Source organism: Bradyrhizobium sp. AZCC 1693 (assembly GCF_036924745.1).
Lineage (GTDB): Bacteria > Pseudomonadota > Alphaproteobacteria > Rhizobiales > Xanthobacteraceae > Bradyrhizobium.
In genome coordinates this window covers 119,487-145,440 of sequence record NZ_JAZHSD010000001.1, presented here as the reverse complement: position 1 = coordinate 145,440, position 25,954 = coordinate 119,487, and the positions used below count along the sequence as shown (strand labels likewise).

The window sequence follows — 25,954 nt, the reverse complement described above, 5'->3', positions numbered from 1 at the left end:
GAACTCCGGTTCCCCTTCCGCATTGATTTGGACGCTCCCTCAGGGAGGAAACAAACGATGCGCTGGAAAACCAGCCATCACGGTCACGACCCCCGGCTGAACGACCTGCTCGCGGTCCTCGCGCTGCTCATCCTCATTGTCGCGGCGTGGCAATATTTCGGCACGCGTTCCGAACCGTCAAGCAAAGCGGCCTTCATCGTACCTAGTCAAAGCGTACGCTGGTGAAGTCCGGGCGTTCTATCGCCAGAAGAAGAAGCCGCCGCCCCTCGGCTGCGGTCCGATGTCCGCCGGCGGACGCGGCTTTCGCACGCGCGGCGGCGGCGGTGGCGGGGTTTCGGTCGACGGCGTCGCGTCGGAACTCGCCGGGCCGTCGTCCGGCAATTTTACCGACAGCAGCAAATTCGATTCATTGGTGCGCCAGCGATAGCCGATGCCGAAATCCATCGGCTGCGCGCGCCGGAACAGCGCGGCATAAGATTCCTGATAGCGTCCTTGGAATTCGTCGATCGGTCCCAGATAACGGCCGAACGGAAAGAAGCGCCATTTCTTCGCGCTGTAATACGCAAGCGGGATTCCGGAATCGTCCTGGATCACGGTGGCGCTGTTGGCGAGCAGGAAGTCGCGCACGGTGGTGAAGTTGCCGGAATGCAGCAGATAGGAGGCGCTCTTGATCAGGCTGTTGCCGGGCGCGAGCGTCGCACAGAATTTCAGGAAGCCGCTCCCCTTTACGCCGGAGTTGGAAAGATCGGTCGAGAAGTAATACAGCGTCTTTTCCTGACCGTCGCTGCCGGCGAACATGATGCGCACGCCGCGCACGGCATTCGGTCCAGCATTCTCGCCTGCGAAATACGCCGCGCCCTTGTCGTCCAGCGAGATCGGACTGACGCTTCTGACGGTCATGCCCGAGCGCGCCAGGAACACGTAGAGGATCGGCAAGGTGCCGCTGATCTGGCCCGCCTGCAGATCGGTCTTCATCTGCTTGGTGATGAAGAAGCTGAAGCTCAGGATCGATCCCAGCGAGCGTTCTACATTGTAGAGCGCTGACGCAATGCCGCCGCGCGGCAATCTCGAGAGGTCGGGCACCGAGCCGACCGGCTCGAGCGCGCTCAGCACGTAGGTCGACGCCTTTGAATAGAACGCGTTCGCGTAGAGAAAGTCCGGGCCTGAGAACATGTAGAACATGGTCGGCCGCGGCGCCGCCAGATTGGTATCCGCCCAGGCGCGGATTCGAGACAACTGGCGCTGCTCGAGTTGCCCAAACGCGCTGTCGAAGAATTTGGCGTGGCGCTGCCAGGCCGCCTCCTTGGTGAGCGGCACGAGCGGTGAATCCGCCGACGGCATCATGCCGGCCAGGAATTTCGCGGTGTCGTCCACCGTCGCGGTTTGGGCATGGAGGTGGCTGGCGGCCGCGACCAGCATGGCGGCAGCGACCGTCGCAATGCGCAGAGAATGCAGCATGTTCATTCGCGACCCGGAGATGCGGCCACGGGGCCTTGATCTGCCCGCTTGCGGAAGACGGCGTAAATCAAGAGGCCTGAAAACATGATCAAAAGACCCAGCAGCGACTGCAACGGCCGCTCGGTCAAAAGGTAGTACATCATGAACCCGGTCACGAGCAGGAAAACCACAGGGGTAACCGGGTATCCCCATGCACGGTAGGGCCGCGGCAGGTCGGGATGCGTGATGCGCAGCTTGACCACGCCGAGCACGGTGAAGAACGAGCAGAACAGCAGCGCGAACTGGATGAAATCCAGCACTGCCTCGAAGCTGCGCGTAAACAGCATCAGGCTCGCGACCGAGAGCTGAAACAGGATGGCATGGGCCGGCGCGCCGCCGGTCGACCTGCGGGCGAACGCCCGCAGCACCGGAATGTCCTCGCCCATCGTCATCATGACGCGCGGCCCGATCCACATCATCGCACTGATCGAGGAGATCAGCCCGAAGCAGATCATCGCGCCGACGATGCGGCCGCCGAACTCGCCGAAGATGTAGCCGCCGGAAATGCGGGCGACGTCGAGTTGGCCTGCGAGCTTGTCGATCGGCGCGGTGTGCAGGAACACCGCGTTGAGCGCCACATACAACACCAGCACGATCAGCGTTCCGATCAGCATCGCCCGCGGCACGTTGCGTTCGGGCAGCCTCACCTCGCCGATGATGTAGGTCGCCGCGTTCCATCCCGAGAACGAATACATCACGAACACAAGGCTGATCGCGAACGGCGCGCTGACGATATGGGTGAAGTCGGAAGCTGATGGCGCGAATGACACCGGCTGCCCGGAGCCGATCACGAAGCCGGAGACCAGGAAGGCCACGATCAGCAGTACCTTCAGGATGGTCGCGATCAGTTGAAAGGTCGAGGAGTGCCGGACACCGGTGAGTTGCACCAGCGACACCAGCCAGACCACGCCGATCGCAAGCGCCAGCGGCGGCGCATCTGATACTACCGACTTGCCGTACTCGCCGAATGCCATGGCGGCCAGGGCGACGGGTGCGGCGAAGCCGACGGTTGCCGATACCCAGCCCGCCACAAAGCCGAAGGCCGGGTGATAGGCCCGGCCGAGGAAGTTGTACTCGCCGCTCGAGCGCGGAAACATCGCGCCGAGTTCACCGTAGGAAAACACCCCGCACAACGCGACGATGCCGCCGACGGTCCACAGCAACAGGATAGAAAAGCCGGAGGGGATGTCCTTGACCTGAAAGCCGAGGCTGGTGAAGACGCCGACGCCGACCATGTCGGCAACAACGATGGCCACCGCCACCAGGGCCGAAACGGTGGAGCCGCCGCCAGAGAGCGAGCCGGGCCACGCCGGGCTTCCCGTTTCTGATGCCGCCATGTCGGACCGTACCTTCAGCGCCCGCAGCCAGTAGCTGCATCGTGCAGGCTGACGCGCTTCAATTCAAGCAATGTTAACAAGGGTTTAAATTGAAAGGTAAAATAGGTTCGATAATACCTACTACTACCCCCGTGCCACTACTGGATTGCGAAAACATCGTGACGGTCCCACAATCGCGACACGATTGCATGGTCTCCTCAAGGCTTCCGGATGGGGAGTTTTTCCGGACGCTTAACGTCTGAACGCGTACGAGCTTACGCCGGTTGACGGTGGATCCTGGGTGTATCTTGGGGATGTGGGGTGGATGGTCGGAGCTAATCCGAAATTCCAGATAGCCGATCGCGCCAGCCGGGCGACGTCCCCGGTCGTATCGCGCCGTGCTCTGCCCCTTCGATGGCACTGGGGTGCGCTGGCTGCGCTGTTCGTGCCGCTGTCCTTTATGCTCATTCAATGCGGCAAGGCGCCGAGCGCAGAGATGCTGGCGGCGAACACCGAAGGCGCGAAATCCCGGACCGCCAAGTCGCAGACTTCGATCGTTACGTTCGACGATCGTTTCCCCCAGCCGCAATTCGCTGACCGCTTCCCGACCGCCAATGAAAGCCTCCCGCAGGTCCAGCGCCAGGTCGCGCTGGCGCCGCAGCCGCGCGCCGTGCGTACCGAGCCCGTGAGGGTCGCGTCGCTGACGCCGACGTTGACGCTACCTCGCACGGAGCGCGAAGAGGCCACCACGCTGGTCAGCATGAAGTCCTCGGCCTTCCCCTATTTCGGCACCAACCCGCGCTCGGAAGAGCCGTTCCTCAACATCTCCAAGGGCGACCGCAAGGGCCACCGCAGCTATGGCGGCCGGGTCTATTGGCAGGACGAGACCTACAACGACAGCCGCGTGCTGGTGCATGTCCCCGAGACGTTCGACGTCAGGAAGCCGGGCGTGATCGTGGTGTTCTTCCACGGCAACGGCGCGACGCTGGAGCGCGACGTCCGCGACCGGCAATTGGTGCCGCAGCAGATCTCGGATTCCGGCGTCAACGCCGTGCTGCTCGCGCCCCAGCTTGCGGTGAACGCCGCCGATTCCTCGGCCGGCAAGTTCTGGCAGCCGGGCGGCTTCAAGCGCTTCATCGATGAGTCAGCGAGCCACCTCGCCCGCCTCTATGGTGATCCGAAGTCTGAGCAGGCGTTCGCGAACCTGCCGATCGTGATCGTCGGCTATAGCGGCGGCTTCCTGCCGACCGCCTGGAGCCTTGAGGTCGGTGGCGTCCCCAACCGGGTCCGCGGCGTGTTCCTGCTCGACGCCGTCTACGGCGAGCTCGACAAGTTCGCGTCCTGGATCGAGAAAAACCGGACCGGGTTCTTCGTCTCTTCGTATACCCGCTACACCAAGCGGCACGACCAGGAGCTGATGCAGATGCTCCGCGACAGAGGTATCACCGTTACCGAGAGCATGGACGGGCCGCTGCGGCCCGGCAGCGTCGTGTTCGTGAAGACGCCCGACGGCGTCACCCATCGCGATTACGTCACGCAGGCCTGGACCGAGCATCCGGTCAAGGATGTGCTGGTCAAGATGGCGGTAACGCCTGCATTGACGCGGGTCGCCGGCGCGCCCTACGCCAACCGGTAACCGACTTCTTCGCTGCGGCATCGCGGCGTGCGAGCCACCATCCGCTGGATCAAATCGTCATGTTGATCATGGATGACTTGTGCCACGCGCCTTGCCGCATGTAGCTGTTACGTTATAACATTTCATGTTTTCCATCTTACAGGACAGCGATGCGCCGACTTCTTGCTCTAGCGATGGTTCTTTGCGGAATGTCCGGCGCAACCAGCGATGCGCACGCCCCCGTCGTCGAACATCGCACCCACGCTGCGGGCACCGCGCAGGCTTTTCGGCTCGTGGTTGCCGATGCCAAGGTGGCGGCACTCACGATCTTTGATCTCGAAAACGGCCAGTTGCTTGCCGCACTGCCCCTGGCCAGTCCGGCGCGCCTCCACGCGGGAGCCTCTGGCCGTTATGCGTATGCGGTGCAGCCCGAAGCGGATGAAGTCGCCGTCATCGACACCGGCATTGAGCTGGGGAGCCACGGCGATCATGCCGACATAAAGATTTCCGCTCCAGCGCTTCTGTCTTCCCGGCTTCGCGGCTTGCGCCCTTCCCATCTCACGCACGACAATGTTCGCGTTGCCGTGTTTTTCGACGGCGACGGAACAGCCCAGATTTTCAACGAGCAAGACTTCGTCGCGGGCCGCATGGAACGCATTCAGCGTGCCGAAATGGGCGTCAAGCATCACGGCGTAGCCGTTCCGGTTGCAAGGCGTTTGGCCGTCACCATTCCACCCGCAGGCGAAGGCCTTCCGGATGCGATCGAACTCCGCAGCGAGGACACGCCAAAGCCGCACCGGGTTGAATGCCCAAGCTTGCACGGCGAAGCGGCGACGAGCCGCTTCGCCGTTTTCGGATGTGCGGATGGCGTTGCGATCTTCGAGATGGCACGCAACGGCGTCGTCAGTCGCCAACTCCCCTATCCAGCTTCGCTGCCGCCTGGACGTATGATCCGCCGCATGACCGGCGCATCCGGATTTACATTTGTTGCCGGTGATTTCGGTCTCGACGGCATGGTCATCGTCGATCCTTCTGCTTCGGATGGGGACTTCCAATTCATCGCTCTGCCGGCGCGCAGGCTGGACTTCAATCTCCATCCGGAGTCGGGAGACCGGCTCTTCGTCATCATTGAAGATGGTACCCTTCTCAGCATCAACCCGTTGACCGGCACGACCGAAGCCCAAACACGCGTTACCGAGCGCTATGCGATGGATCAGAGCACCGTCCGCCCGCAGATCGCTTCCATCGGCCCGTATGTCGCCGTCTCCGACCCGCGTACGAGCGAAGTGGCAATTCTCGACGCAACAACCCTCGCCGAGCGACAGCGTATCAAGGTAGGGGCGTCCCCTCGAACCTGCTTGCGATCGGAGGGGATGGCGTGAGCCATTGAATTATCGGCGCCGTGCGTTCGGATCGCCGGCTTCCCGTGTCCGGACACGAACGCTTTGCCTGCCCGGAAACCGTGCGCATCGCAGCCGGCGGAGCACGCCGACGCCTGCTGCGAACGAGCATTCCTGAACCCACCTACCACCGCGTACGGAGAGAAAGCTCGAAGGTCCGCGGCGCGCCAAGAATGACGTAGTTCGCGTCCGGAGCCCACGCTGCATAGACCGCGTCGGTGATATTGCGAACGCGGAATGTCAGGTCGGCGTTTTGCGCAAAACGGTAGGTGGCAAAAACATCCGCGGTGGTGGCAGATGGCAACGTCACCAGGTTGGCATCGTCAGCCTTGATGGAGGCCTTGTGATTGATCCATCCGCCAACCGCCCAATTTGTGAACGGCTGCCACGTGGCACCAAAGTTCGCCACGACCTGCGGCACATTCGGCGGCGTATTACCCGTGTAGTTCGCGGCCGTACTGGTACGATATTCGTCATACCGGGCATCCACGTAGGCAAAGTTCGCCTCGAGACGCAAGGTCTCCATCGGGCGGTAACTGCCGGAAATCTCAAAGCCGCGGGATGACTGCTTGCCCACCTGAACCGTGAATCCCGTCAGCGGATCAGTCGAGGGAATATCGGTCTTTTCGATGTGATAGACGGCCGCCAACAGCTCACCTCGTCCGTTCGCGAAGGCGTGTTTGATACCGCCTTCCACCTGAGGCGCATTGGTGAGGCTGAATGGGGTATCGGTGACGCCCAATGTGAACAGAGCAAAGCGCGGCTCAACCGCAGTTGCATATTGCGCGTAGAGCGTCGTGTCGGCGCGAATGTCCCACAGTCCACCTATGCGATAGGTGCTGGGTTCGAACGTCTTGCTGTAGAGCTGGTTCGCCGGCCGCCGATTGTAGTCCACCTCCATTTGATCGACCCGAAACCCGCCGACAATCTTGACCCCTTTGAGCACTTCCAGGCGCGCCTCGCCGAAAACCGCCTTCTGCGTCAGATCTGCGCGCACGTTTTGCGTCCGTGCAGTGCCTCGCGTGAAGAAGTCCGTCGGTGCGGGATTGTAGGGATCGACGAGTTGAAGCGATGTCACCTCGTTGCGCGGACTGTCCCATCGCGTGCTTGCAACTTCAACGCCCATGACCGTCGACAGCGGCATCGCTCCCAAGCTGCCGTTCCAGTTCACGTCGAAACGATCGCCAACGAAGCGATGGTCGTAACCGAGATTCTCCCACGTTTGCCGGCAGACCTGGTCCGTACCGGTGTTGTTGAGGAGGTTCTGCCCGCGGAAAGAGCAGGTGCCGCCTGCGGGAATATAGGCAAAGCGGTACGTGTTGATCCAATCGCGATCGGATTGATAGGACCAGAAGCGATTGCGGATCTTTAGCTCCTCGGTGTCATACGTCGTGTTCCAGCGCAGCCACAGCACACTGTCGTCGTATTTGTTGTTCGGCAGGTTATTGTAGTTGACCTCGCGGAGATCGGAGCGGATCTGCCCTCGCACCAGGGGCGTACCCCAATACGCGTTCTCGATTTTCGATTTCATGTAGTCAAAATCGACGGTCGATGACAATTGCGGCGTCACGTCCCAGCGCAAGGCGCCTGCGACGTTGCCGTATCTGACGTGGTTGTCGTCGACCGGGCCGTTGTATCCGTTGACGACGCCGTCGAGCCGATAAGAGAAGCCGTTCCCCAGCGGACCTCCCTTTCCCACGGCCTGGCGGACGCCTTCGCGAGTAGTAAGTGAGGAGATTGTTTCGAACGGCTCGTTGACCCCGCTCGGTTGCTTGCGAATGAGATTGACGGCGCCCCCGATGGCGCCTTCACCGTAAAGGACCGACGCCGGTCCGCGCAGCACGTCTACCCTATCGAAAATGAAACTGTCGTAGTTGCGCGTGCTGATCGTGGTGTTGGTGACACGAATTCCGTCATAGAGCACCGCGATGCCGTTCTCGGTGAACCCCCGCGTCGATGCGACGCCGGCAGCTCCTGGCCGGACGGCGGACGAGAAGCCGGTCAGGCCTTGAAGGGCGTCCACCCAACTGGTCTTGCCTCGCTCCTGCATCGTCGCCTGATTGATGCTCTCCACGCTGGCGGGGATGTCGCGAGCCGTGCCGGGCAGTCGCGATCCGGTCGTATTGGGTACGTTGAGATCGGTCGTCGAACGGATGTAGTCGCGCGGCAAGCCTCCTGGCCATCCGTCGATTGGACCTTGCGGCGCTCGATCCGCGCCGGTCTGCGCCTGGCGCGCGTTGGACGCAGCCCGCATCTGCAAGCGCTTGGTCGTTCGCTGCTTTTGCTTGGTGGCTGGCCGTCCCTCCACCGTAATCGCAGGCAGGACAGCCTGAGGGACGGTTTGAGCAATGGCGGGGCGTGCACCGCCCGCAGCAAAGGATGCTGCGGCCAGAACTGCCAACAACCGCGTTCGGCGTCCGATCTGCCTCCGCACTTCATACCAATTGCCCATCTTTTCCATTGCTTAGAACCCCCAGCTGGTCGTAATGTTATAACATTACATCTATGGAACTCGCGTGGGGATGTCAAAAACTTCGGCCGGCGTCAGCGCGGTGCGCTTCCTTGGACCTTGGTCGGCTTGGTTAGAATCACCGTCACCAGCGCCAGCGCGACGAAGGCCGAGGCGACGTAGCCCGCGGCGTAGAAGAGTTCACGCGCGTACAGAAAGCCGCCGATCGCCGATCCCACCGCCTGCCCGATATAGAGGACCGATGTGTTGAGCGACACGGAAGCGGATGCGAGCGCAGGCGCCGCGCCGACCAGCCGCACCTGCTGCATTGAATTGGTGGAAGCAAAGCCGAGCCCCCAGATCGCGACGGACACCGCCATCAACGGATAGATCCCGGCACTCAGCGCCCAGCCGGCGACGCCAGCCAGCAACACCGAAGTGAAGAGAAGCGAGGTCTTCCAGGCGCCCCAGGAATCGACGATGCGGGTTGCGATCGCGGTGCCGATAACGCCGCACATGCCGTAGACGGCAAACACCAGCCCGATCGCATCCGACCCTGCTCCCGTCAGCTTCGCCAGCAGCGGACCTATGAAGGTGAACACCACGAACTGGCCGGACATCTGCAGCGTGGTGATCAACAACAACAGCGCAATCATGCGGCTGCGGCCGATAGCGGCCCATGTCTTGAGGTCGACCGGCGCGCCCATCAGCCCGCGTGGCAGGCGCCACGCCAGAAGCAGGAAGCTTACGCAGCCCATCAGGCCGATGCTGCCATGGACGGCACGCCAGCCATATCGGCTGGCGATCAACGTGATCAGCGGCAGGCCAACCGCGGCCGCCAGCGACCAGCCGAGAAAAATATAGGCGATGGTGCTGCCGCGCCTTTCTTCGGGCACGATAAGCGCGGCCGTTCCCGCCGCCTGCGGCGTGTAGAGTGCACCGACCGCGAGCATCACCAGGCGGATGACCAGCAAGCTGGTGTAATCGGGCGCGAAGGCGGAGGCGAAGTTGGTAAGCGCAAGCACCGCGAGCGTCACCGTGAGCAGGGCGCGGCGATCGATCCTGGAAGTCAGCCACGCCGTAACCGGCGAACCGATGCAAAGCATGATCGCGCCGAAGGTGATCAGAAGACCTGCGGTACGAATGCTGACGTCAAGACCGGAAGATAATTCGACCAGCATGCCCGCCGGCGCCAGCACCGAGCATCCGGTGACAATGTTGCCAAGCATGAGTGCGGTAGGCGCGAAGCGGCGTTCGGTATGGAGGGGCATGGCACATGTTTCATGCACATGCATGTACGCGGCGAGCCCCGCCAAGAAAAGGCCGCGATGCCGGACTATTTGTCATCGCTGTCATGAGATTTATTGATTTGATGCCGCTGATGCCTCGCGGGCTCTGCGCGCGTTGTTTGGCTTTGAAGAAGTAATCCGTTTCCGGGCAATGAGGCCGCGGCTGTAGCCCGCAGCTGCTTCCATCACGCCCAGTGTAGCAAATTGCCCGATTGCAGGAGCCGAATCCCCTGCTATACCGCTGCTTCCCGCTTACCTGCGCTCGTTCGCAGGAGTGAGCTTTAGGAGACTCAAATGCCTGACCAGAATACGCCTTCATCGGGATTCCAGTTTGGCCTTGCCAATTTGAAACCGGCCGAGCCATTGGAAAAGATCACCCTCACCTTCCCCGACGGCGCAAAACGCGAATTTCCCAAGGACATCACCGGGCTCGACGTCGCCAAGGGCATCTCGCCCTCGCTGGCCAAGCGCACGGTAGCGATGGCGCTCGACGGCGTCGTTGCTGACCTCAACGATCCGATTTCGCATGACGCGAAGATCGAGCTCATCAACCGCGACGATGCCAGAGCGCTGGAACTGATTCGGCATGACTGCGCGCATGTGCTCGCCGAAGCGGTGCAGTCGTTGTGGCCGGGCACGCAGGTGACGATTGGTCCCGTCATCGAGAACGGCTTCTATTACGACTTCTTCCGCAACGAGCCGTTCACGCCGGAAGATTTTGCGGCGATCGAAAAGCGGATGCGCGAGATCATCGCGCGCGACAAGCCCTTCACCAAGGAGGTGTGGGACCGCGAGAAGACAAAACAGGTGTTCCGCGACAAGGGCGAGGCCTTCAAGGTCGAGCTGGTCGACGCCATCCCCGGCGACGAGCCGATCAAGATCTATTTCCAGGGCGACTGGTTCGACCTGTGCCGCGGCCCGCATATGAGTTCGACCGGCAAGGTCGGCAACGCCTTCAAGCTGATGAAGGTGGCGGGCGCCTATTGGCGCGGCGACTCGAACAACCCGATGCTGACGCGCATCTACGGCACGGCGTTCGCCAAACAGGAAGAGCTCGACGCCTACCTCAAGCAGATCGAGGAAGCCGAGAAGCGCGACCACCGCAAACTCGGCCGCGAGCTCGACCTGTTTCACTTCCAGGAGGAAGGCCCTGGCGTGGTGTTCTGGCACCCGAAGGGCTGGACGATCTTCCAGGCGCTGATCGCCTATATGCGGCGCCGCCTGACCGGCGACTACAGCGAGGTCAACGCGCCGCAGATCCTCGACAAGGCGTTGTGGGAAACGTCCGGCCACTGGGACTGGTATCGCGAGAACATGTTCGCGGCGCAGTCGGCCGGCGACGAAGCCGAGGACAAGCGCTGGTTTGCGCTCAAGCCGATGAATTGCCCGGGCCATGTCCAGATCTTCAAGCACGGTCTGAAGAGCTATCGCGACCTGCCGCTACGCCTTGCAGAATTCGGCGTGGTGCATCGCTATGAGCCGTCGGGCGCCATGCACGGCCTGATGCGCGTGCGCGGTTTTACGCAGGACGACGCGCATGTGTTCTGCACGGAAGCCCAGCTCGCCGAGGAATGCCTCAAGATCAACGATCTGATCCTGTCGACCTATGCGGATTTCGGCTTCGAGGGCGAACTCACGATCAAACTCTCGACCAAGCCGGACAAGCGCGTTGGCACCGACGAGATGTGGGACCATGCCGAGCGCGTGATGGCCACCGTGCTGGCGGAAATCCAGGCCAGCGGCAGCAATCGCATCAAGACCGCGATCAACCCGGGCGAAGGCGCGTTCTACGGGCCGAAGTTCGAATATGTGCTGCGCGACGCCATCGGCCGCGACTGGCAATGCGGCACCACGCAGGTCGACTTCAACCTGCCGGAACGTTTTGGCGCGTTCTATATCGATGCCGACGGCTCGAAGAAAGTGCCGGTCATGGTGCACCGCGCGATCTGCGGCTCGATGGAACGCTTCATCGGCATCCTGATCGAGCACTTCGCCGGCAACTTCCCGCTCTGGCTGGCGCCGACCCAGGTCGTGGTGACGACGATCACCTCCGAAGGCGACGAATACGCCAAGGTGGTCGCCGCCGCCGCGCGGCGCGCGGGCCTGCGCGTCGAGATCGACCTGCGCAACGAAAAGATCAACTACAAGGTCCGCGAGCACTCGCTGGCAAAAATCCCTGCTCTCCTCGTCGTCGGCAAGAAGGAAGCCGAGACCCATTCGGTCTCGATCCGCCGGCTTGGCAGCGACGGCCAGAAGGTGATGCCGACCGACGAGGCGCTGGCAGCGCTGGTGGAGGAAGCGACCCCGCCGGACGTGAAGCGGATGCGGTCCGCCTGATCATAATCGGTCTAAATCGGCTTCCGCTGGGCCGGCTGTGCCACTATCTGTGGCACAGCCACTTCCTACGAGAGAAAACTTCGTGCCCGACGCCCTTGAACTCCTGAAGATCCGCCGCTCGGTGAAGCCCCGCGAGATGAGCGGCCCGGGCCCCACGGCCGACGAACTCGACACCATCCTGACCATCGGCGCGCGGGTGCCGGATCATGGCAAGCTGACGCCGTGGCGCTTCATCGTGTTCGAGGGCGACGGGCGCCTTCGCGCCGGCGAGGTTATCGCCAAGGTGTTTGAACGTAAAAACCCGTCGGCGCCGGCCGCCGATATCGAGATCGAGAAGCGCCGACTGATGGACGCGCCGCTGGTGATCGGTGTGGTCAGTTTCACCAGGCCGCATCCAAAAGTACCGCCCCTCGAGCAGGAACTGTCCGCCGGCGCCAGCGCGATGAACATTGTCAACGCCGCCGCCGCGCTTGGTTACGGCGCGTGCTGGCTGACCGGCTGGTTCGCCTTCGACCGCGACGTGCTCGACGGGCTCGGGTTGAAGGCCGACGAAAAGCTCGCCGGTTTCATCCATATCGGCACCTCGTCGAAGCCCGCCGAGGACCGCCCCCGCCCGGCGCTGTCCGATATCGTGACGCGGTTTTGAAGCCGACACGCCGCGGTCGTTGCCGGGCATGACGATGCCGCTCGGCGGCTAGAGCAGGATGAGGTTAGGTTGGGCCGTGATGGCGGACCTTCTCATGCCCCGGATGCAAGCGGCGTGAGTGCTCAGAGCCGGCGCATTCTACTTTGCATGGGGTTGTTTTCGCAGTTTTTGTGTACAGACCCTGCGGCGTACCTGCTGCGCCCGGGAAACGCGGCTAGCGCGCGATGACCTCGACCTCGGCGTCGACGCCGTTGACGACGTTGAAGGGACGCTCGAACACCTTGCCTTCGTTCTTGGCAATCGCCCGGTATTCGCCCTCGGACAGCACGACGCGCGGAAACGCGCCGATCGATTCCTTGATGACGTCGCCGCCCGGCGTGATCACCGACCATGCGGTGTTGGCGAGCGCCTCGCCGCCCCTGTCGCTGACGAGCTTCAGCGTAATGACCGCCGCGCGGTGGCTGACGGTCACGTCCGTCAGCTTGCCGGCCTGGACGCGGATGTCGGAGCGCACGACGGAGTTGGCGTCGCCATAGTTGGAGATGATGTAATAGGTCCCCTCCGGCAGCAGCGCGACGTCGCCTGCGGCGACGTTGGGCACCAGCGACTGGCGTTCGGCGCCGGCGCCACCTTCGAACTGGCTGCCCTTGTAGAGCGCGAACGAAATCTGGTTCGGCGGAATCTTGCTGCTGCCGACGCGGCCCTCGATGCGCAATCCGCCGGCCGGAAGCACGAAGGCCACCCGATCGGTTTCCGCTTTCAGGCTCACCGCCCGCACCGCGCTGACCAGGCCGAGAGCGACGTGGACGACGTAATTGCCGGGCGGCAGCACGATGTTCGGGGTCGCGCCGCGCTCCTCGCGGATCAGCTTGAACGTGCCGGTGTCGTCGGGCTTGTCGGCGAACACCCGCCACACCAGCCCGCCATTGATGACCGGCAGATCCTTGCCGTAGCGCGCCGTCAGCGACAGCACCCCTTGATTTGGAGCTGCGGCCGCTGGTGGAGGCGCTGCCGGCGAGATCGTCGCGATCGACGGGGGCACAATGGTGGGCTGGTTCAGCGGCGCCGGAAGCGGCGGGATCGTTCCCGTCCCCGAGGGTGGGGCCAGATTCATGGCGGGCCCGGTCTGGACATCCGGAACCGCGGCCGGCGGCACCGGTGGCGGGCGGTCCGAGAACATCTGGGCCGAGACCGGGGCCGGAAGCAGAGCAGCCAGCGTCAAGGCAAGCGTCAAGGCAAGCGTCAAGCCAAGCGCCAGCGCCGGGAAAGGCCATCCGCCCCGCCCGTTTCCAACGATACCGTGACCGCCCGAAATCATGGCCATGCTTTTCACTGAAAACGCGGCAAATTCAAGCCTCCGTGGCGGAAGTTCGGCCGGCGGCGGTAGCGGAACCCACACCAGCACCCAATGTTAATGCTGCGGTCGAGGTCCAGTCACATTCCCTGCCTAAGCCGTTTCCGCCGGCATAAACCATGCAGGCGAATCGGAAGGGACTGGCGTGGCCGCGCCGCGGCGAATATTGTTGAAGCCGCAGGAGAGTTTGCGTGTTGGATAGCTGGATGGGCCGCGGCCAGAAGGGCTCCGATGCCCAAGAAAAGGCCCAGGACAAGGTAGGGCTCGGCAGCATCCGCCGGCCGGTGATCGGGCTGGCGCTGGGCGGCGGCGCCGCGCGCGGCTTTGCCCATATCGGCATCGTCCGGACGCTGGTGGCCCACGGAATCATTCCCAACGTCGTGGTCGGAACGTCGATCGGCGCCGTGGTCGGCGGCGCCTATGCCGCCGGACATCTCGACACGCTGGAAGAATGGGCGCGCAGCCTGCAGCCGCGAAACGTCCTCTCCTATCTCGACATCCGCCTGAACGGCTCGGGCCTGATCGGCGGCGCCAAGCTTGCGGCCGAACTAGAGACCGCACTGGGCAAGAGCCTGATCGAGGAACTGCCGGTGAAATTTGCCACCGTGGCGACCGAAGTGCGCACCGGCCACGAGATCTGGCTGACCCATGGCCCGATGGTGGATGCAATGCGCGCCTCCTACGCCCTGCCGGGAATATTCTCGCCGGTCCTGGTTGGCGACCGCTGGCTCGTCGACGGCGCCCTGGTCAATCCGGTGCCGGTGTCGGCGGCACGCGCGCTCGGCGCGGAGATCGTCATCGCCGCCAATCTTTCCAGCGACGTCTTCACGCACTCCACCACGATATATTCCCACGGCCCAACGGCCGGCGTTTCGGTATCGGTGATGCCGGAAGCGGTGCCCGAGCCGCGGAAGCGCGGTATCGGAAAATTCTTCTCCGCCGAGCGCACCATGAAGCGCGAGTTCTTCGGCGGCGGCGGACGGCCGGGCATCTCCTCGGTCATGGTCGATGCCTTCAACATCATGCAGGACCGCATCACCCGCGCGCGACTGGCCGGCGATCCGCCAGACCTCCTGATCTCGCCCCGCGTCGGCAAGATCGGCTGGTTCGATTTTCACCGCGCCGACGACCTGATCGCGCACGGCGTGCGCGCCGCCGAGCGCGCCCTCGACTCGATCCAGGAGGCGATCCACATTCTGGCGCCGCCGCCGGCGGGCGAAGCCGAGCCGGCGGTCGAAAGGGCCGAGAAGCAATAGCGGAACGGGATTACTGCGGAATTGCAGCTGGCGTCCGGCCGGGCGATCGGCGCCCGGTCGGACAAACCTGAGTGGCGCCTTCGTAGGTGCAGTTGGTGGTCAACGGCTCTCCGCAAACCTTCTTCAATTGCCTGTGCGAAACACAATGATTATCGCTGTCGCGCCAACCTGGGCCACCTTTGCAGCCGCATCCTTGGCACACGCAGGCATGCGCCGGCTGGCTCGCCTGAACGAGGGCCAGAATTGAAAACAAGGCAGCGCCGGAAATGAAGACCTCGGCCCTCATTTCAGCGCGAATGCATCGTCAGGCCGTCTTGATGTAGTCGCGCAGGGCTTCCTGCTCGGTCTCGTATTCCTGGACGCGGCGCTTGACGATGTCGCCAATCGAAATCAGGCCCACCACCTTGCCGTCCTCGACCACGGGCAAATGGCGGAACTTGCCGAGCGTCATCATTTCCATGATCCCGGCGACGGTGTCGGACTCCCGGCAGCTCACGACCTTGCGCGTCATGACGGCGCTGACCGGTTCCTCGAGCACCCTGGCGCCGCGCTCGCCCAGCACCCGGACAATGTCGCGCTCCGACAAAATGCCTTCAAGCCGTCCCTGGTTCATCACCAGCACGGCGCCGATCTTGCGCTCGACAAGGATCTTGATCGCCGCCGAAAGCTTGACGTCGGGGTCGACGCTCTGGATCTGGTGGCCCTTGGTGTCGAGAATTGAACGTACCGTCATTGTCGCCTCCCTGAATCCGTTCGTGCCCCGAGAGCCCGACTTGTTCGCGAGTCTTCAATCAACAATTGCGCACCGGCTTCGTTTCGAGGCGCGGTCTACAAGCGCGGCTGTCGTGCACGGCAGCGGCATTGGCTTGCGTTACAACTTGTATGGATGATGAATGAAATCGCCCCTCGCCGCAAGCGACGATCAGACGCGGCCAGGCTCGTCCGGCGATGAGGCCTCGGCGGCATGTGGCGTCGCACGCGGCACCGGGTCGAACAGCGAAAACAGCATCAGGCCGGCGAGAAATCCGCCGATATGCGCCTGCCAGGCGACGGTTGCGCCTTCAGTGCCGATCGAAATCGACCCGAGGCCGAAGATGATGTTGACGCCAAACCACACCGCCAGAAATCCGAGCACGCGCGGGTTGCGTAGCGCCCGGGCCAGCGACAGCGCTGGAACCTTCGCCGCGGCATCCGCGTCGCCCCGGCTGAATGAAAGAAAACTTCCCTTCACGAAAGCGAAGCGGATGGCGGCGGCCATGGCGCCGGATACCGAGGCCGAGGCGCCGATCATCGGCGCGATCGCGTGTTCATGGGTGACGAGATGCGCCAGTGCGCCCGCCACTGCCGTCACCGCCATGAATGCGAAGAACCTGACAGGACCGAACCGGCGCGCCAGCGCGCTGCCGAACGGCAGCAGCCACAGCACGTTGAAGCCGATATGGCTGAGATTGGCATGCAGCAGGGAATAGGTGACGAAGGTCCAGACCTTAGCGCCGGCGCCGCCGGGAAAGGTGATGTTGAGCAGCGTGGAATCGTAACGCTTCGGAATGAAACCGAACACGTCGATGGTCCAGTTCTCCAGTTCCACCGGCAGCAGAACCCGCAAATGGATCGCTGCGATCAGCGCGATATAGGCCGTCAGCGCGCCCGGCAGCGTCAGGATCGGCTCCCGCGGGGCGTCCGGCGGCTCGTCCAGGGATGAGTAAGGCTGGGATTCCAAAGACCAGGACCTTGCAAGGCGGCTTCGAGGCGTATGGGTCCAGATAGGCGGCTTTGCCCGCCCTGTGCAAGTGCACAATCGGCAATTCGGGGTGAGGAGCGAATTCTGCAACCGCATGGGCCCCGGCTCTGCATCGCACCGCCAAAGAGGCGCTGCGCCGCGTCCGGGGAACGGAGATTCGTGTCCCGGACGCGGCGCGGCACGAAGTGACGCGTCGCAGAGCCGGGACCCAGGCGGCTGCATCTGGGTCCCGGCTCTGCGGAGCAGCGTGAAGAACGCTGCACCGCGTCCGGGACAAGAGACAGTCCGGGACAAGAGAATTGGCAATCTCCGGCAAAATTGCCACATTACAGCCTAAGATTGATAGTGATCTGGCTTGATACCACATGGATGGATCATTCTTCGTCTACATCCTGGCAAGCAAACGGAACGGGACACTCTATGTCGGCGTCACAAATAATCTTGCGCGGCGGATGTTGGAGCACAAAGGCAAGCTCGTCCCCGGATTCACCCGCAAATATGGCGTCGATCTGCTGGTTTATTTCGAGGCGTTCGATTCCGTTCTCGAAGCGCGCGAGGGAACATTCGCTGAAGCGCTGGCGGCGAGCCTGGAAGGTCAAACTCATCGAGGAATTTAACCCAGATTGGGATGATTTGACGAATAGACTGAATTCTTGACGCAAACGCTCGTGTCCCGGACGCGGCGCGGCACGAAGTGACGCGACGCAGAGACACGAGTTCGTTGGAAAAGAAAAAGGGAGGATGCTGAGAACATCCTCCCTTGCCTTGCTGGTCTTCTCGCGCCCCTGGAGCCGGGATCACATCCCCACCCCTCCCCGCGCGATGACCAAACTGTTTGACGCCACCTGTGTACCAACTGCGCCGAGAGCCTTCAGATAAGCCGGCGCGGTCCGATGCGTTCCACACTACGCACGCGGCCCCGCCTTCGCCAACCTCATAGTTAATTTAACGTTAACAACGCAAAGCCGTGGCTCGCGCAGCCAAATCGCGTTGGCGGCATGGACGCTGCAAAGCCTGTCCTGCACAACAGCCAAGGGAAGGCGTGTTGCGCAAAACCGGGACAGAAGTGTCTCGCCGAGGCAATCCGGGGGCGAGGATTAGATATGAAACACCCATCGAGCCGCGAGTTCTTCGCCTATTGGGATGCGAAGCGCGGCGATGCGCGGGCGCCGGACCGCAGCGAGATCGAACCCGGTGCGGTGCGCGAACTGCTCGGCGACATCTTCGTGCTGTCCTACGACAACGATGCCGGCTACCCGTTTCGCGTCGCCGGAACGCGGGTCTGCGCCCTGCTCGGCCGCGACCTGAAGGATACGAGCTTCTCCGCGCTGTTCACCCCGGACAGCCGCCGCGAGATCGAGGACATCGTCACTTACGTTGCCGAGGAAATGCTGGCGGCGATTGCCGGCATCACTGCGACTTCGCAAGACGGCACGACGGCGCATCTGGAGTTGCTGCTGCTGCCATTCAACAACCGCGCACATGCGCCGATCAGCCTGACCGGGGTGCTGGCGCCGTTCGAAGGCGACCTCGGCACGATCAGGGATTTCAAGGTGACGTCGTGGCGCTATTTGCACCGGCCGCAAAAGCTCGTTCCGCGCGCCTTGCGCAAGCTCGCCATCGCCCGCGGCTTCATGGTGTATGAAGGCCTGCGGTAATCACGAACCGACGGGTTCAACGAACGCCGCAGCACAACGCATGGTCGCGTGACCATGCTCGAAAAGACCCACAAAAGCCGCCAAAAAGAGCACGCCAAGCATTGCCTAAATGCGAGGCGTCAGGCAGGGTCGAATCACGACGTGGAGCCGGGCCACATCAGCCGAATACGCACCGAGAGGAATCTCGGAGGCGGTTGTTCGCCGTAACCTCGGAGATTCTTAGAATGCTGTTCAAGAGATTGATGCTTGCCGCCGCACTGGTCACTGCCGCGGTGGCGACGCAGGCCCATGCCGACGCCTTCGATTCCATCATGAAGTCGAAGGTGGTCAAGATCGCGGTGCCGCAGGATTTTGCGCCGTTCGGCTCCGCCGGCCTCGATCTCAAGCCGCAGGGCTACGACATCGACATGGCCAATCTGATCGGCAAGGAACTCGGGGTGAAGACCGAGATCATCCCGGTGACCAGCGCCAACCGCATTCCCTATTTGCAGACCAACAAGGCCGATCTCGTAATCTCAAGCCTCGGCAAGAACGAGGAGCGCGAAAAGGTCATCGATTTCTCGATCGCCTATGCGCCGTTCTTCTCCGGCGTGTTCGGCACCAAGGCGATCGCGGTTGCCAGCGCCGCCGATCTCAAGGGCAAGACCATCGGCGCCACCCGCGGCGCGATCGAGGAACAGGCGCTGACCGCCTCGGCCCCGCCGGACGCCACCGTCAAGCGTTTCGAAGACAACAACGCCACCATCGCAGCCTTCGTGTCCGGTCAGGTCGACCTGATCGCCACCGGCAACACGGTGGCCGCCGCGATCGCCGAAAAGGTCCCTGCCCGCGCGCCGGCGCTGAAGTTCGTGATCAAGGACAGCCCCTGCTATGTCGGGCTCAACAAGAACGAGCCGGCGCTGCTCGCCAAGGTCAACGAGATCATCACCAAGGCGAAGGCGTCGGGCGAGATCGGAAAACTGTCGGAGAAGTGGCTGAAGGCGCCCTTGCCGCCCGGCTTCTAACGCCAGCGCCGGGGCACCCGCGTGTCTTACAAACTGCAATTCGCCGAACTGCTGCCCTACTGGAACGTGCTGCTGCAGGGGCTGATCTTCACGATCGTGCTGACTGTCGTGTCGACGGTGGCCGGCATCGCCGTCGGCACCGCCGGCGCCTCGGCGCGCACCTTCGGGCCGGCGTGGCTCGGCCGCGTCGTCGCGGTTTATGTCGAATTGATCCGCAACACGCCGTTCATCGTGCAGCTGTTCTTCATCTTCTTCGGCCTGCCGGCGTTGGGGCTGAAGCTCAGCGAGACCACCGCCGCCTTCCTCGCCATGGTGATCAATCTCGGCGCCTACTCGACCGAGATCATCCGCGCGGGCATCGAGGCCGTCCCCAAAGGCCATATCGAGGCCGGCCTCAGCCTCGCGATGACCAAATGGGAGGTGCTGCGCCGCATCGTGCTCAATCAGGCGTTCCGCAAGATCTATCCGGCGCTGTCGTCGCAGATCATCATCGTCATGCTCGGCTCGGCGGTGGTGTCGCAGATCTCGGCGGAAGACCTCACCTATGCCGCGAACTTCATTGCGTCGCGAAACTTCCGCAACTTCGAAGTCTACCTGTTGGTCGCGCTGGCTTACCTCCTGCTGGCGATGCTGACGCGCTCGCTGTTGCGCGCGCTCGGCCGCGTCATCTTCAAGGCGAGGTGAGCCATGCTGCAGTTCAGCTTCTGGGACATCCTCTCCAACCTGCTGATCGCCACGCAATGGACGATCGTGCTGTCGCTGATCGCGTTTGTCTGCGGCGGCATCGTAGGCCTGGTCCTGTTGTTCATGCGGACGTCGCGGATCGCGACGCTGGAATGGTTCACCAAGGTCTACATCGAGTTCTTCCAGGGCACGCCGCTCCTGATGCAGCTCTTTCTGTTCTTCTTCGGCATAGCGCTGTTCGGCATCGAGGTCTCGCCGTGGATGGCAGCGACGCTGGCGCTGACGTTCTGGACCAGCGCGTTCCTGACCGAGATCTGGCGCGGCTGCGTCGAGGCGATACCGAAGGGCCAGTGGGAGGCATCGTCCAGCCTCGCGCTCAGCTACATCGAGCAGATGCGCTACGTCATCCTGCCGCAGGCCTCGCGCATCGCGATCGCGCCGACCGTCGGCTTCTCCGTGCAGGTCATCAAGGGCACGGCGCTCGCCTCGATCATCGGCTTCGTCGAACTGACCAAGGCCGGCACCATGCTCAACAACGCGACCTTCCGGCCGTTCCTGGTCTACTCGCTGGTCGCGTTGATCTATTTCTGTCTATGTTTCCCGCTGTCCTGGTGGGCGAAGAAAATCGAAGGCCGCCTCAATGTCGCTCGTTAGCATTCGTGACGTCAGGAAGAGTTTTGGTGCGAACGAGGTGCTGAAAGGCGTCTCGCTCGACATCGCCAAGGGCGACACGGTCGCCATCATCGGCCGCTCCGGTTCGGGCAAGAGCACCCTGCTCCGCTGCATCAACGGGCTGGAGACCTACCAGTCCGGCAGCATCACCGCCGACGGGATCGAGGTCGCCGGCGCCAATACCAACCTGCGCGAGCTACGCCGCCATGTCGGCATGGTGTTCCAGCAGTTCAACCTGTTTCCGCATCTGACGGCGGCCGAAAACGTCATGCTGGCACCGACCGTCGTCAACAAGGTGTCGAAGGCCGAAGCCCGCGCCACCGCCGCCGAGGTGCTGGCCAAGGTGGGATTATCGGAAAAGATGGACGCCTATCCGAGCGAACTCTCCGGCGGCCAGCAGCAGCGCGTCGCCATTGCCCGTTCGCTCGCGATGCGGCCGAAAGTACTGCTCTGCGACGAAATCACCTCGGCGCTCGACCCGGAGCTGGTGAATGAGGTGCTGCGCGTGGTCGAGCAATTGGCGCGCGAAGGCATGACGCTCATTCTGGTGACGCACGAAATGCGCTTCGCCCGCGACGTCGGCACCAAGCTCGTCTTCATGCACCATGGCAAGGTGCACGAGGAAGGCGTCCCAAAGGAAGTGTTCGCTGCGCCACGAACGCCGGAGCTGCAACAGTTCGTGGGTCAGGTCGGCTGAGCTTCGACGTCAGCGGCCGCTGAACCGCGCCGCGCGCTTTTCGAGAAACGCGTTGCGCCCTTCCACCGCGTCCGCACTCAGGCGTATCTTCGCCTGCGTCTCGATCTCGCGGCGGAACTGGTCGGCATAGCTGGCATGTTCGCTCTCGTCGATCAGGCGGCGCGTCGCGACCAGCGCACGCGTCGGGCCATCAGCGAGTTTGCGCGCCAGCGAAAGCGCGCCATCGCGAAGCGCGGCATCGTCAAAGACGTCGCGGACCAATCCCCACTCCCTGGCCTGATCGGCCATGAGCGGCTCGTTCGTCATCATCAGTTCGAGCGCGCGCTGCCGGCCGATGAGGCGCGGCAACAGCCAGGTCGAACCGAGATCGGGGACCAGCGCGATGCGGCTGAACACCTGAATGAAGCGCGCCGAACGCGCGGCAACGATCATGTCACCCGCCATCGCAAGGCTGAACCCGCCGCCCGCCGCCACGCCGTTGACAGCGACCACGACCGGAACCTGGCATTCGCGCAACGCCGTGAATGTCGGCCAGTAGTACTTCATCACGCCGGCGGCGATGTCGTCGCCGAGGATCTGCGCGGCCTTGAGGTTCTGGCCCGAGCAAAAGCCGCGGCCGGCGCCCGTCAAGACCAGCGCCCTCACCTGCGGATCGTCGGTCATTTCGGCAATGGCGATCGCGAGGTCGCCCAACAGATCGGGCGTCATCGCGTTCAAGGTTTCAGGCTCATCCAAGGTCAGCACGCCGACGCCGTCATCGCGTTCCCGCTTCACTCCCGGCATTCCGCAACCTCCGTCCGCTGGCATTTTCGGCCGCGCTCGGCCGGGCGCGAGAGTAACCCTAATGCCACCGCGCGCAACAATCGCCTCCCGCAGACTTGACCAAAATCGCAGTTCCCAGAAATACTTGGCTGATTGGACGTGAGTTATGTTTGAGACCGGTATTTTCTGCGTCATTTTTCTTGCGGTGGCCTATTGGGCCGTGCTCTGGCTGATGGGACGTCGCAACGATGTGCTGCATGGTGAGTTCGTCAAAAGCGAACCGCATGCAGAAGAACCCGTGCGCCCTGTGTTTCCGAAGCGCCCGGTTCGATCCGCGCCGCCGGAACGCCCCGCTGAAGCCGCGCCTGTGCAACCGGCATTCCGGCAAGAACGTCTGGAGTCGCTGCTGAACACGATCAAGCAGGACCTAAATCAACTGGTACAGAGATAGGCGACCCGCAATCACTGCGCCAGCACGGCGCAGTGTCGGTCCACCCGGTCGAGGAGCGAGCGTTGAGCAATCGCTGGAGCATTCTGGCCGTTCTGTTCACCGTGCGGCTCGCGATGGCGTTCCAGTTTCAGAGCGTCGCCGCGGTTGCGCCGCTGCTCGGCACCAAATTCGATGCGAGCCTTGCCGATATCGGACTCCTGATCGGCCTCTATTTCACGCCGGGCGTCGCACTGTCGCTGCCGGGCGGCGCGATCGGGAAAAGGTTTGGTGACAAGGCCACGGTGTCAGGCGCGCTGTTGCTGATGTTGATCGGCCAACTCGCCATGGTGGCTTCGGATTCCTGGGGCTGGCAAATTGCAGGACGGCTGGTCGCCGGCGGTGGCGGCGTCTTGCTCAACGTCTTGATGTCGAAAATGGTCGCCGACTGGTTTGCCGGCAAGGAAATCGCGACCGCGATGGCCATCTTCGTGAATTCGTGGCCGGCGGGCATTGCCATCTCGCTTTTGACCCTGCCCGCGATCGGCACCGCTTATGACGTCGGCGCGGTCTATCTTTCGGTTGCCGCGCTGATCGGCCTGGGCATCCTGCTTCTTTTCGTGGGCTATCGATCGCCGTCGGCTCCTGCAGCGGCGCCTTCAGCCGCATCACGGCTCGACGGCAACACCCTGTTCGCCGTGATCGTCGCGGGTCTGATCTGGGGCGTCTTCAACATCGGCTTCGCGATGATTTTCAGTTTCGGCCCCACGCTGCTGGTCGAACGCGGCTGGTCGATCACGGCGGCGGGCTCCGCAATCAGCATCGTACTGTGGCTCGCGGCGCTGAGCGGAACGGCCGGCGGATTTCTGGCCGATTGGACCGGACGGCCGCAATCGGTGCTTGTCGTCGGATGCATCATGTTCGCACTACTGATGCTGGCGCTGCCCCGCAGCCCGGCGGTGATCCCCCTCGTGATCACGATCGGCTTGATCAGCGCCCTGCCCTCGGGGCCGATCATGAGCCTGCCCGCGCGCGTGTTGCAGCCTCAGACGCGCGCGATCGGGATGGGTATTTTCTACACCGCCTATTACGCCGCGATGATGCTTGGCCCGACGATTGCCGGCGCCATCGCCAAATGGACCGGCAGTGCCGCGGCGGCGTTCGACTTCGGCGCCGCGGCGCTGCTGGCCTGTCCGGTATTGTTATGGGGATACAATCGGATTGTCGCGCCGCGACTGCCCGCCGCGTGAATGCCAACACTTCATGCAACAACCGATAACACATCGTTAACCCTGTCGGCCTTAGGGTCTTCCTGACGCCGAAGGACCGGCTGTCTGGTGGCGAAGATGTCGTTTGCGCAAAAGAAAACAACCACAGTACCGTCCGCCCAGGAGCGGCGGCGCTTTCAGCGTGTCAAAGTACACCTGCTCGGCCGCTACATGCTGCCGGACCGCCGCGAATTTCCTTGCCAGATTATTAACATGTCGCCGGGCGGACTGGCCCTGCTGGCGCCCGGCATCGGCAATGTCGGCGACCGCGTGATCGCCTATCTCGACCATATCGGCCGGGTCGAGGGCAAAATCACCCGCATCATCGACAACGGCTTTGCCATGACGGTCGGCGCCACCGCGCGCAAGCGTGACAAGCTCGCCGCCCAGCTCACCTGGCTCGCCAACCGCGACATCCTCAATCTGCCGGAAGATCGCCGTCACGACCGTATCGTGCCGCGCAACCCGATTGCGCTCCTCACGCTCGAGGACGGCAGCAAGATGACCTGCCGCATCATCGACCTCTCGCTGTCGGGCGCCGCCATCGCCGCGGAAAACCGCCCGCCGCTGAAATCGCTGGTCATGCTGGGCAAGGTGCAGTCCCGCGTGGTGCGAAATCTCGAGGAAGGCTTCGCGCTCGAGTTCGTCCACGAGCAAGTCGGTGAGGCGCTCGAAGAAGCGGTTACCGCGCGGTAAAGCGCCGGCCGATAAAAATCCCTGACTTTTCAGTCTCAAAAGGCGGTATCCGCACCACGGATGCCGCCTTTGCCGCGTCTTAGGGCCTGCAAAACGCGGTTAACGCGGCGGGCTTTCGTGCGCTTATCCGCCGCTGGCGAAGCGCCGCGCGTGTTAATGTATAAAATTTGAATCAATTGCAGTTGTTTCAAATTTTAGTCGAATTCGATTCAAGTATAGATCGAATTAGCCGCAGCTTTTACTTGTATTCACGTCAAATGTACTTGCCTGACTTAGCGGCGGCGCAAATCCTTTGTGCGAAACATGGTCCCAACAAGAAACGGGGGCCAGAATGTTGTTCAGGGGACAGGGGAAGGGACTGGCGGTCATCGCCGTCCTGTTGGGGTTAAACGCTTCAATGGGCGTGGCGGCGAAAGCCGGCGAGGCTCTCTATGCCAGCCTGGGCGAGACCGCGCGTTCGCCGATCGGCTGGGTCGAATTTTGCGCCGAGAATCCCGGCGATTGCCGTGGCGGCGCATCACAGCCGCGCGACATCGTGATGTCGCAGACGGCGTGGCGGGATTTGCTGCGGGTCAACAAGTGGGTCAACGAGACCATCAAGCCGATCACCGACATGGATCATTGGGGCGTGATCGAGAAATGGTCGTTGCCGACGGACGGTTACGGTGACTGCGAGGACTATGTGCTTCTGAAGCGCAAGATGCTGATCGACGCCGGGTGGCCGCGCGAAGCGCTGCTGATCACGGTGGTGCGCGACAAGAAGGGCGAAGGCCACGCGGTGCTGACGGTGAAGACCGACAAGGGCGAGTTCGTTCTCGACAACCAGAACGAAAACGTCCTGGCCTGGACCGAGACCGGCTACCGCTTCGTCAAGCGTCAGTCGCAGAGTGATCCCAATGTGTGGGTCTCGCTCGGTGACAATCGTCCGGCGGTCGCCACCGCCTCGTCACGCGATCGATAACGACAGAAGGATTTTACGAACCCGCGACCCGGTCACATCCCCACCCCTCCCCGTCCCAGACCGGTTCGCGCGCGGCCACCCTTCCCCCAAAGGGTGGCCGCACCTTTTTTGGCGATCCTTTGCAGGCTGTTCACTTTTTCACTGGGTTAAAAGGCGTCTCAAGCAGCTGCACGCCAGCTATGTCCGCCTGCCATGAGACGGCCGCCAATGGATTTACGAGTGCTC

Annotated in this window: 23 protein-coding genes and 1 pseudogene; 16 read left to right on the top strand and 8 right to left on the bottom strand. The window is 62.8% G+C overall.

From position 1 onward, the window contains the following. Positions 1-57 precede the first annotated feature (57 nt). Positions 58-225 (top strand): hypothetical protein, encoded by a 168-nt coding sequence (locus tag V1293_RS00685; protein ID WP_334505804.1) that lies wholly within the window; start codon positions 58-60, stop codon positions 223-225. A gap of 12 nt (positions 226-237) precedes the next feature. Here the strand turns inward: V1293_RS00685 and V1293_RS00680 are convergent, their stop codons facing one another. Further along, positions 238-1,458 (bottom strand): hypothetical protein, encoded by a 1,221-nt coding sequence (locus V1293_RS00680; protein WP_334505802.1) that lies wholly within the window; start codon positions 1,456-1,458, stop codon positions 238-240. 2 nt (positions 1,459-1,460) lie between these two features. Then, the gene (locus V1293_RS00675; protein ID WP_334505800.1) at positions 1,461-2,834 is read right to left on the bottom strand and encodes an APC family permease; all 1,374 of its coding nucleotides are present in this window, start codon (positions 2,832-2,834) and stop codon (positions 1,461-1,463) included. Positions 2,835-3,138: 304 nt separating this feature from the next. On the opposite strand from V1293_RS00675, the gene V1293_RS00670 reads away from it, so the two are divergent. After that, positions 3,139-4,449, top strand: a complete 1,311-nt coding sequence (locus V1293_RS00670; protein WP_334505798.1) for an alpha/beta hydrolase — start codon at positions 3,139-3,141, stop codon at positions 4,447-4,449. Positions 4,450-4,637: 188 nt separating this feature from the next. Next, positions 4,638-5,810, top strand: coding sequence for a hypothetical protein (locus V1293_RS00665; RefSeq protein ID WP_334505796.1), 1,173 nt, complete (start codon positions 4,638-4,640; stop codon positions 5,808-5,810). Between the two features lie 142 nt (positions 5,811-5,952). Here the strand turns inward: V1293_RS00665 and V1293_RS00660 are convergent, their stop codons facing one another. After that, positions 5,953-8,289 (bottom strand): TonB-dependent receptor, encoded by a 2,337-nt coding sequence (locus tag V1293_RS00660; RefSeq protein ID WP_334505794.1) that lies wholly within the window; start codon positions 8,287-8,289, stop codon positions 5,953-5,955. 83 nt (positions 8,290-8,372) lie between these two features. Then, positions 8,373-9,548 (bottom strand): MFS transporter, encoded by a 1,176-nt coding sequence (locus V1293_RS00655; RefSeq protein WP_334505792.1) that lies wholly within the window; start codon positions 9,546-9,548, stop codon positions 8,373-8,375. A 312-nt stretch (positions 9,549-9,860) separates the two neighbouring features. Between V1293_RS00655 and thrS the strand changes: the two genes are divergently transcribed. Beyond that, positions 9,861-11,903: a threonine--tRNA ligase gene (gene thrS, locus V1293_RS00650; protein ID WP_334505790.1), complete on the top strand. Its 2,043-nt coding sequence runs from the start codon at positions 9,861-9,863 to the stop codon at positions 11,901-11,903. 82 nt (positions 11,904-11,985) lie between these two features. After that, entirely contained in the window at positions 11,986-12,549 is a 564-nt protein-coding gene (locus V1293_RS00645) for a nitroreductase family protein (RefSeq protein WP_334505788.1), read from the top strand. Positions 12,550-12,763: 214 nt separating this feature from the next. On the opposite strand, the gene V1293_RS00640 is transcribed toward V1293_RS00645, so the two are convergent. Continuing rightward, positions 12,764-13,867, bottom strand: coding sequence for a hypothetical protein (locus V1293_RS00640; RefSeq protein ID WP_334516573.1), 1,104 nt, complete (start codon positions 13,865-13,867; stop codon positions 12,764-12,766). Between the two features lie 227 nt (positions 13,868-14,094). Between V1293_RS00640 and V1293_RS00635 the strand changes: the two genes are divergently transcribed. Further along, a complete protein-coding gene (locus V1293_RS00635) occupies positions 14,095-15,159 on the top strand; it encodes a patatin-like phospholipase family protein (RefSeq protein ID WP_334505786.1) in 1,065 nt (354 codons plus the stop codon). Positions 15,160-15,463: 304 nt separating this feature from the next. Here the strand turns inward: V1293_RS00635 and V1293_RS00630 are convergent, their stop codons facing one another. Together V1293_RS00630 and V1293_RS00625 are read right to left on the bottom strand one after the other, a co-directional pair. Further along, positions 15,464-15,892, bottom strand: a complete 429-nt coding sequence (locus V1293_RS00630; RefSeq protein WP_334505784.1) for a CBS domain-containing protein — start codon at positions 15,890-15,892, stop codon at positions 15,464-15,466. Between the two features lie 189 nt (positions 15,893-16,081). Next, positions 16,082-16,879 carry a rhomboid family intramembrane serine protease gene (locus V1293_RS00625; protein WP_334505782.1) on the bottom strand — a complete coding sequence of 266 codons (798 nt, stop codon included), beginning with the start codon at positions 16,877-16,879 and terminating at the stop codon, positions 16,082-16,084. 386 nt (positions 16,880-17,265) lie between these two features. Between V1293_RS00625 and V1293_RS00620 the strand changes: the two are divergent. From V1293_RS00620 to V1293_RS00595, 6 genes and pseudogenes are all read left to right on the top strand, one after another. Beyond that, positions 17,266-17,557, top strand: a pseudogene (locus V1293_RS00620) (GIY-YIG nuclease family protein). Between the two features lie 446 nt (positions 17,558-18,003). Further along, positions 18,004-18,558, top strand: coding sequence for a PAS domain-containing protein (locus V1293_RS00615; RefSeq protein ID WP_334505780.1), 555 nt, complete (start codon positions 18,004-18,006; stop codon positions 18,556-18,558). Positions 18,559-18,782: 224 nt separating this feature from the next. Then, complete coding sequence (locus V1293_RS00610) at positions 18,783-19,562, top strand: transporter substrate-binding domain-containing protein (protein WP_334505778.1); 780 nt, start codon at positions 18,783-18,785, stop codon at positions 19,560-19,562. Positions 19,563-19,583: 21 nt separating this feature from the next. Further along, positions 19,584-20,246, top strand: coding sequence for an amino acid ABC transporter permease (locus V1293_RS00605; protein WP_334505776.1), 663 nt, complete (start codon positions 19,584-19,586; stop codon positions 20,244-20,246). 3 nt (positions 20,247-20,249) lie between these two features. Beyond that, positions 20,250-20,900, top strand: a complete 651-nt coding sequence (locus V1293_RS00600; RefSeq protein ID WP_334505774.1) for an amino acid ABC transporter permease — start codon at positions 20,250-20,252, stop codon at positions 20,898-20,900. Next, entirely contained in the window at positions 20,887-21,615 is a 729-nt protein-coding gene (locus V1293_RS00595; protein WP_334505772.1) for an amino acid ABC transporter ATP-binding protein, read from the top strand. The genes V1293_RS00600 and V1293_RS00595 overlap by 14 nt, the downstream gene beginning before the upstream one ends. 9 nt (positions 21,616-21,624) lie before the next feature. Here the strand turns inward: V1293_RS00595 and V1293_RS00590 are convergent, their stop codons facing one another. Further along, on the bottom strand, positions 21,625-22,398 hold the full coding sequence (locus tag V1293_RS00590) for an enoyl-CoA hydratase-related protein (RefSeq protein WP_334505770.1): 774 nt from the start codon (positions 22,396-22,398) through the stop codon (positions 21,625-21,627). 145 nt (positions 22,399-22,543) lie between these two features. On the opposite strand from V1293_RS00590, the gene V1293_RS00585 reads away from it, so the two are divergent. The 4 genes from V1293_RS00585 to V1293_RS00570 all read left to right on the top strand — a co-directional run bounded on the left by V1293_RS00585 (position 22,544) and on the right by V1293_RS00570 (position 25,729). Further along, positions 22,544-22,828, top strand: coding sequence for a hypothetical protein (locus tag V1293_RS00585; protein WP_334505768.1), 285 nt, complete (start codon positions 22,544-22,546; stop codon positions 22,826-22,828). A 62-nt stretch (positions 22,829-22,890) separates the two neighbouring features. Continuing rightward, positions 22,891-24,054, top strand: a complete 1,164-nt coding sequence (locus V1293_RS00580; RefSeq protein WP_334505766.1) for an MFS transporter — start codon at positions 22,891-22,893, stop codon at positions 24,052-24,054. Between the two features lie 96 nt (positions 24,055-24,150). Next, on the top strand, positions 24,151-24,768 hold the full coding sequence (locus tag V1293_RS00575; protein ID WP_212422063.1) for a PilZ domain-containing protein: 618 nt from the start codon (positions 24,151-24,153) through the stop codon (positions 24,766-24,768). 331 nt (positions 24,769-25,099) lie between these two features. After that, a complete protein-coding gene (locus V1293_RS00570) occupies positions 25,100-25,729 on the top strand; it encodes a transglutaminase-like cysteine peptidase (RefSeq protein ID WP_334505763.1) in 630 nt (209 codons plus the stop codon). Positions 25,730-25,954: the final 225 nt, after the last annotated feature.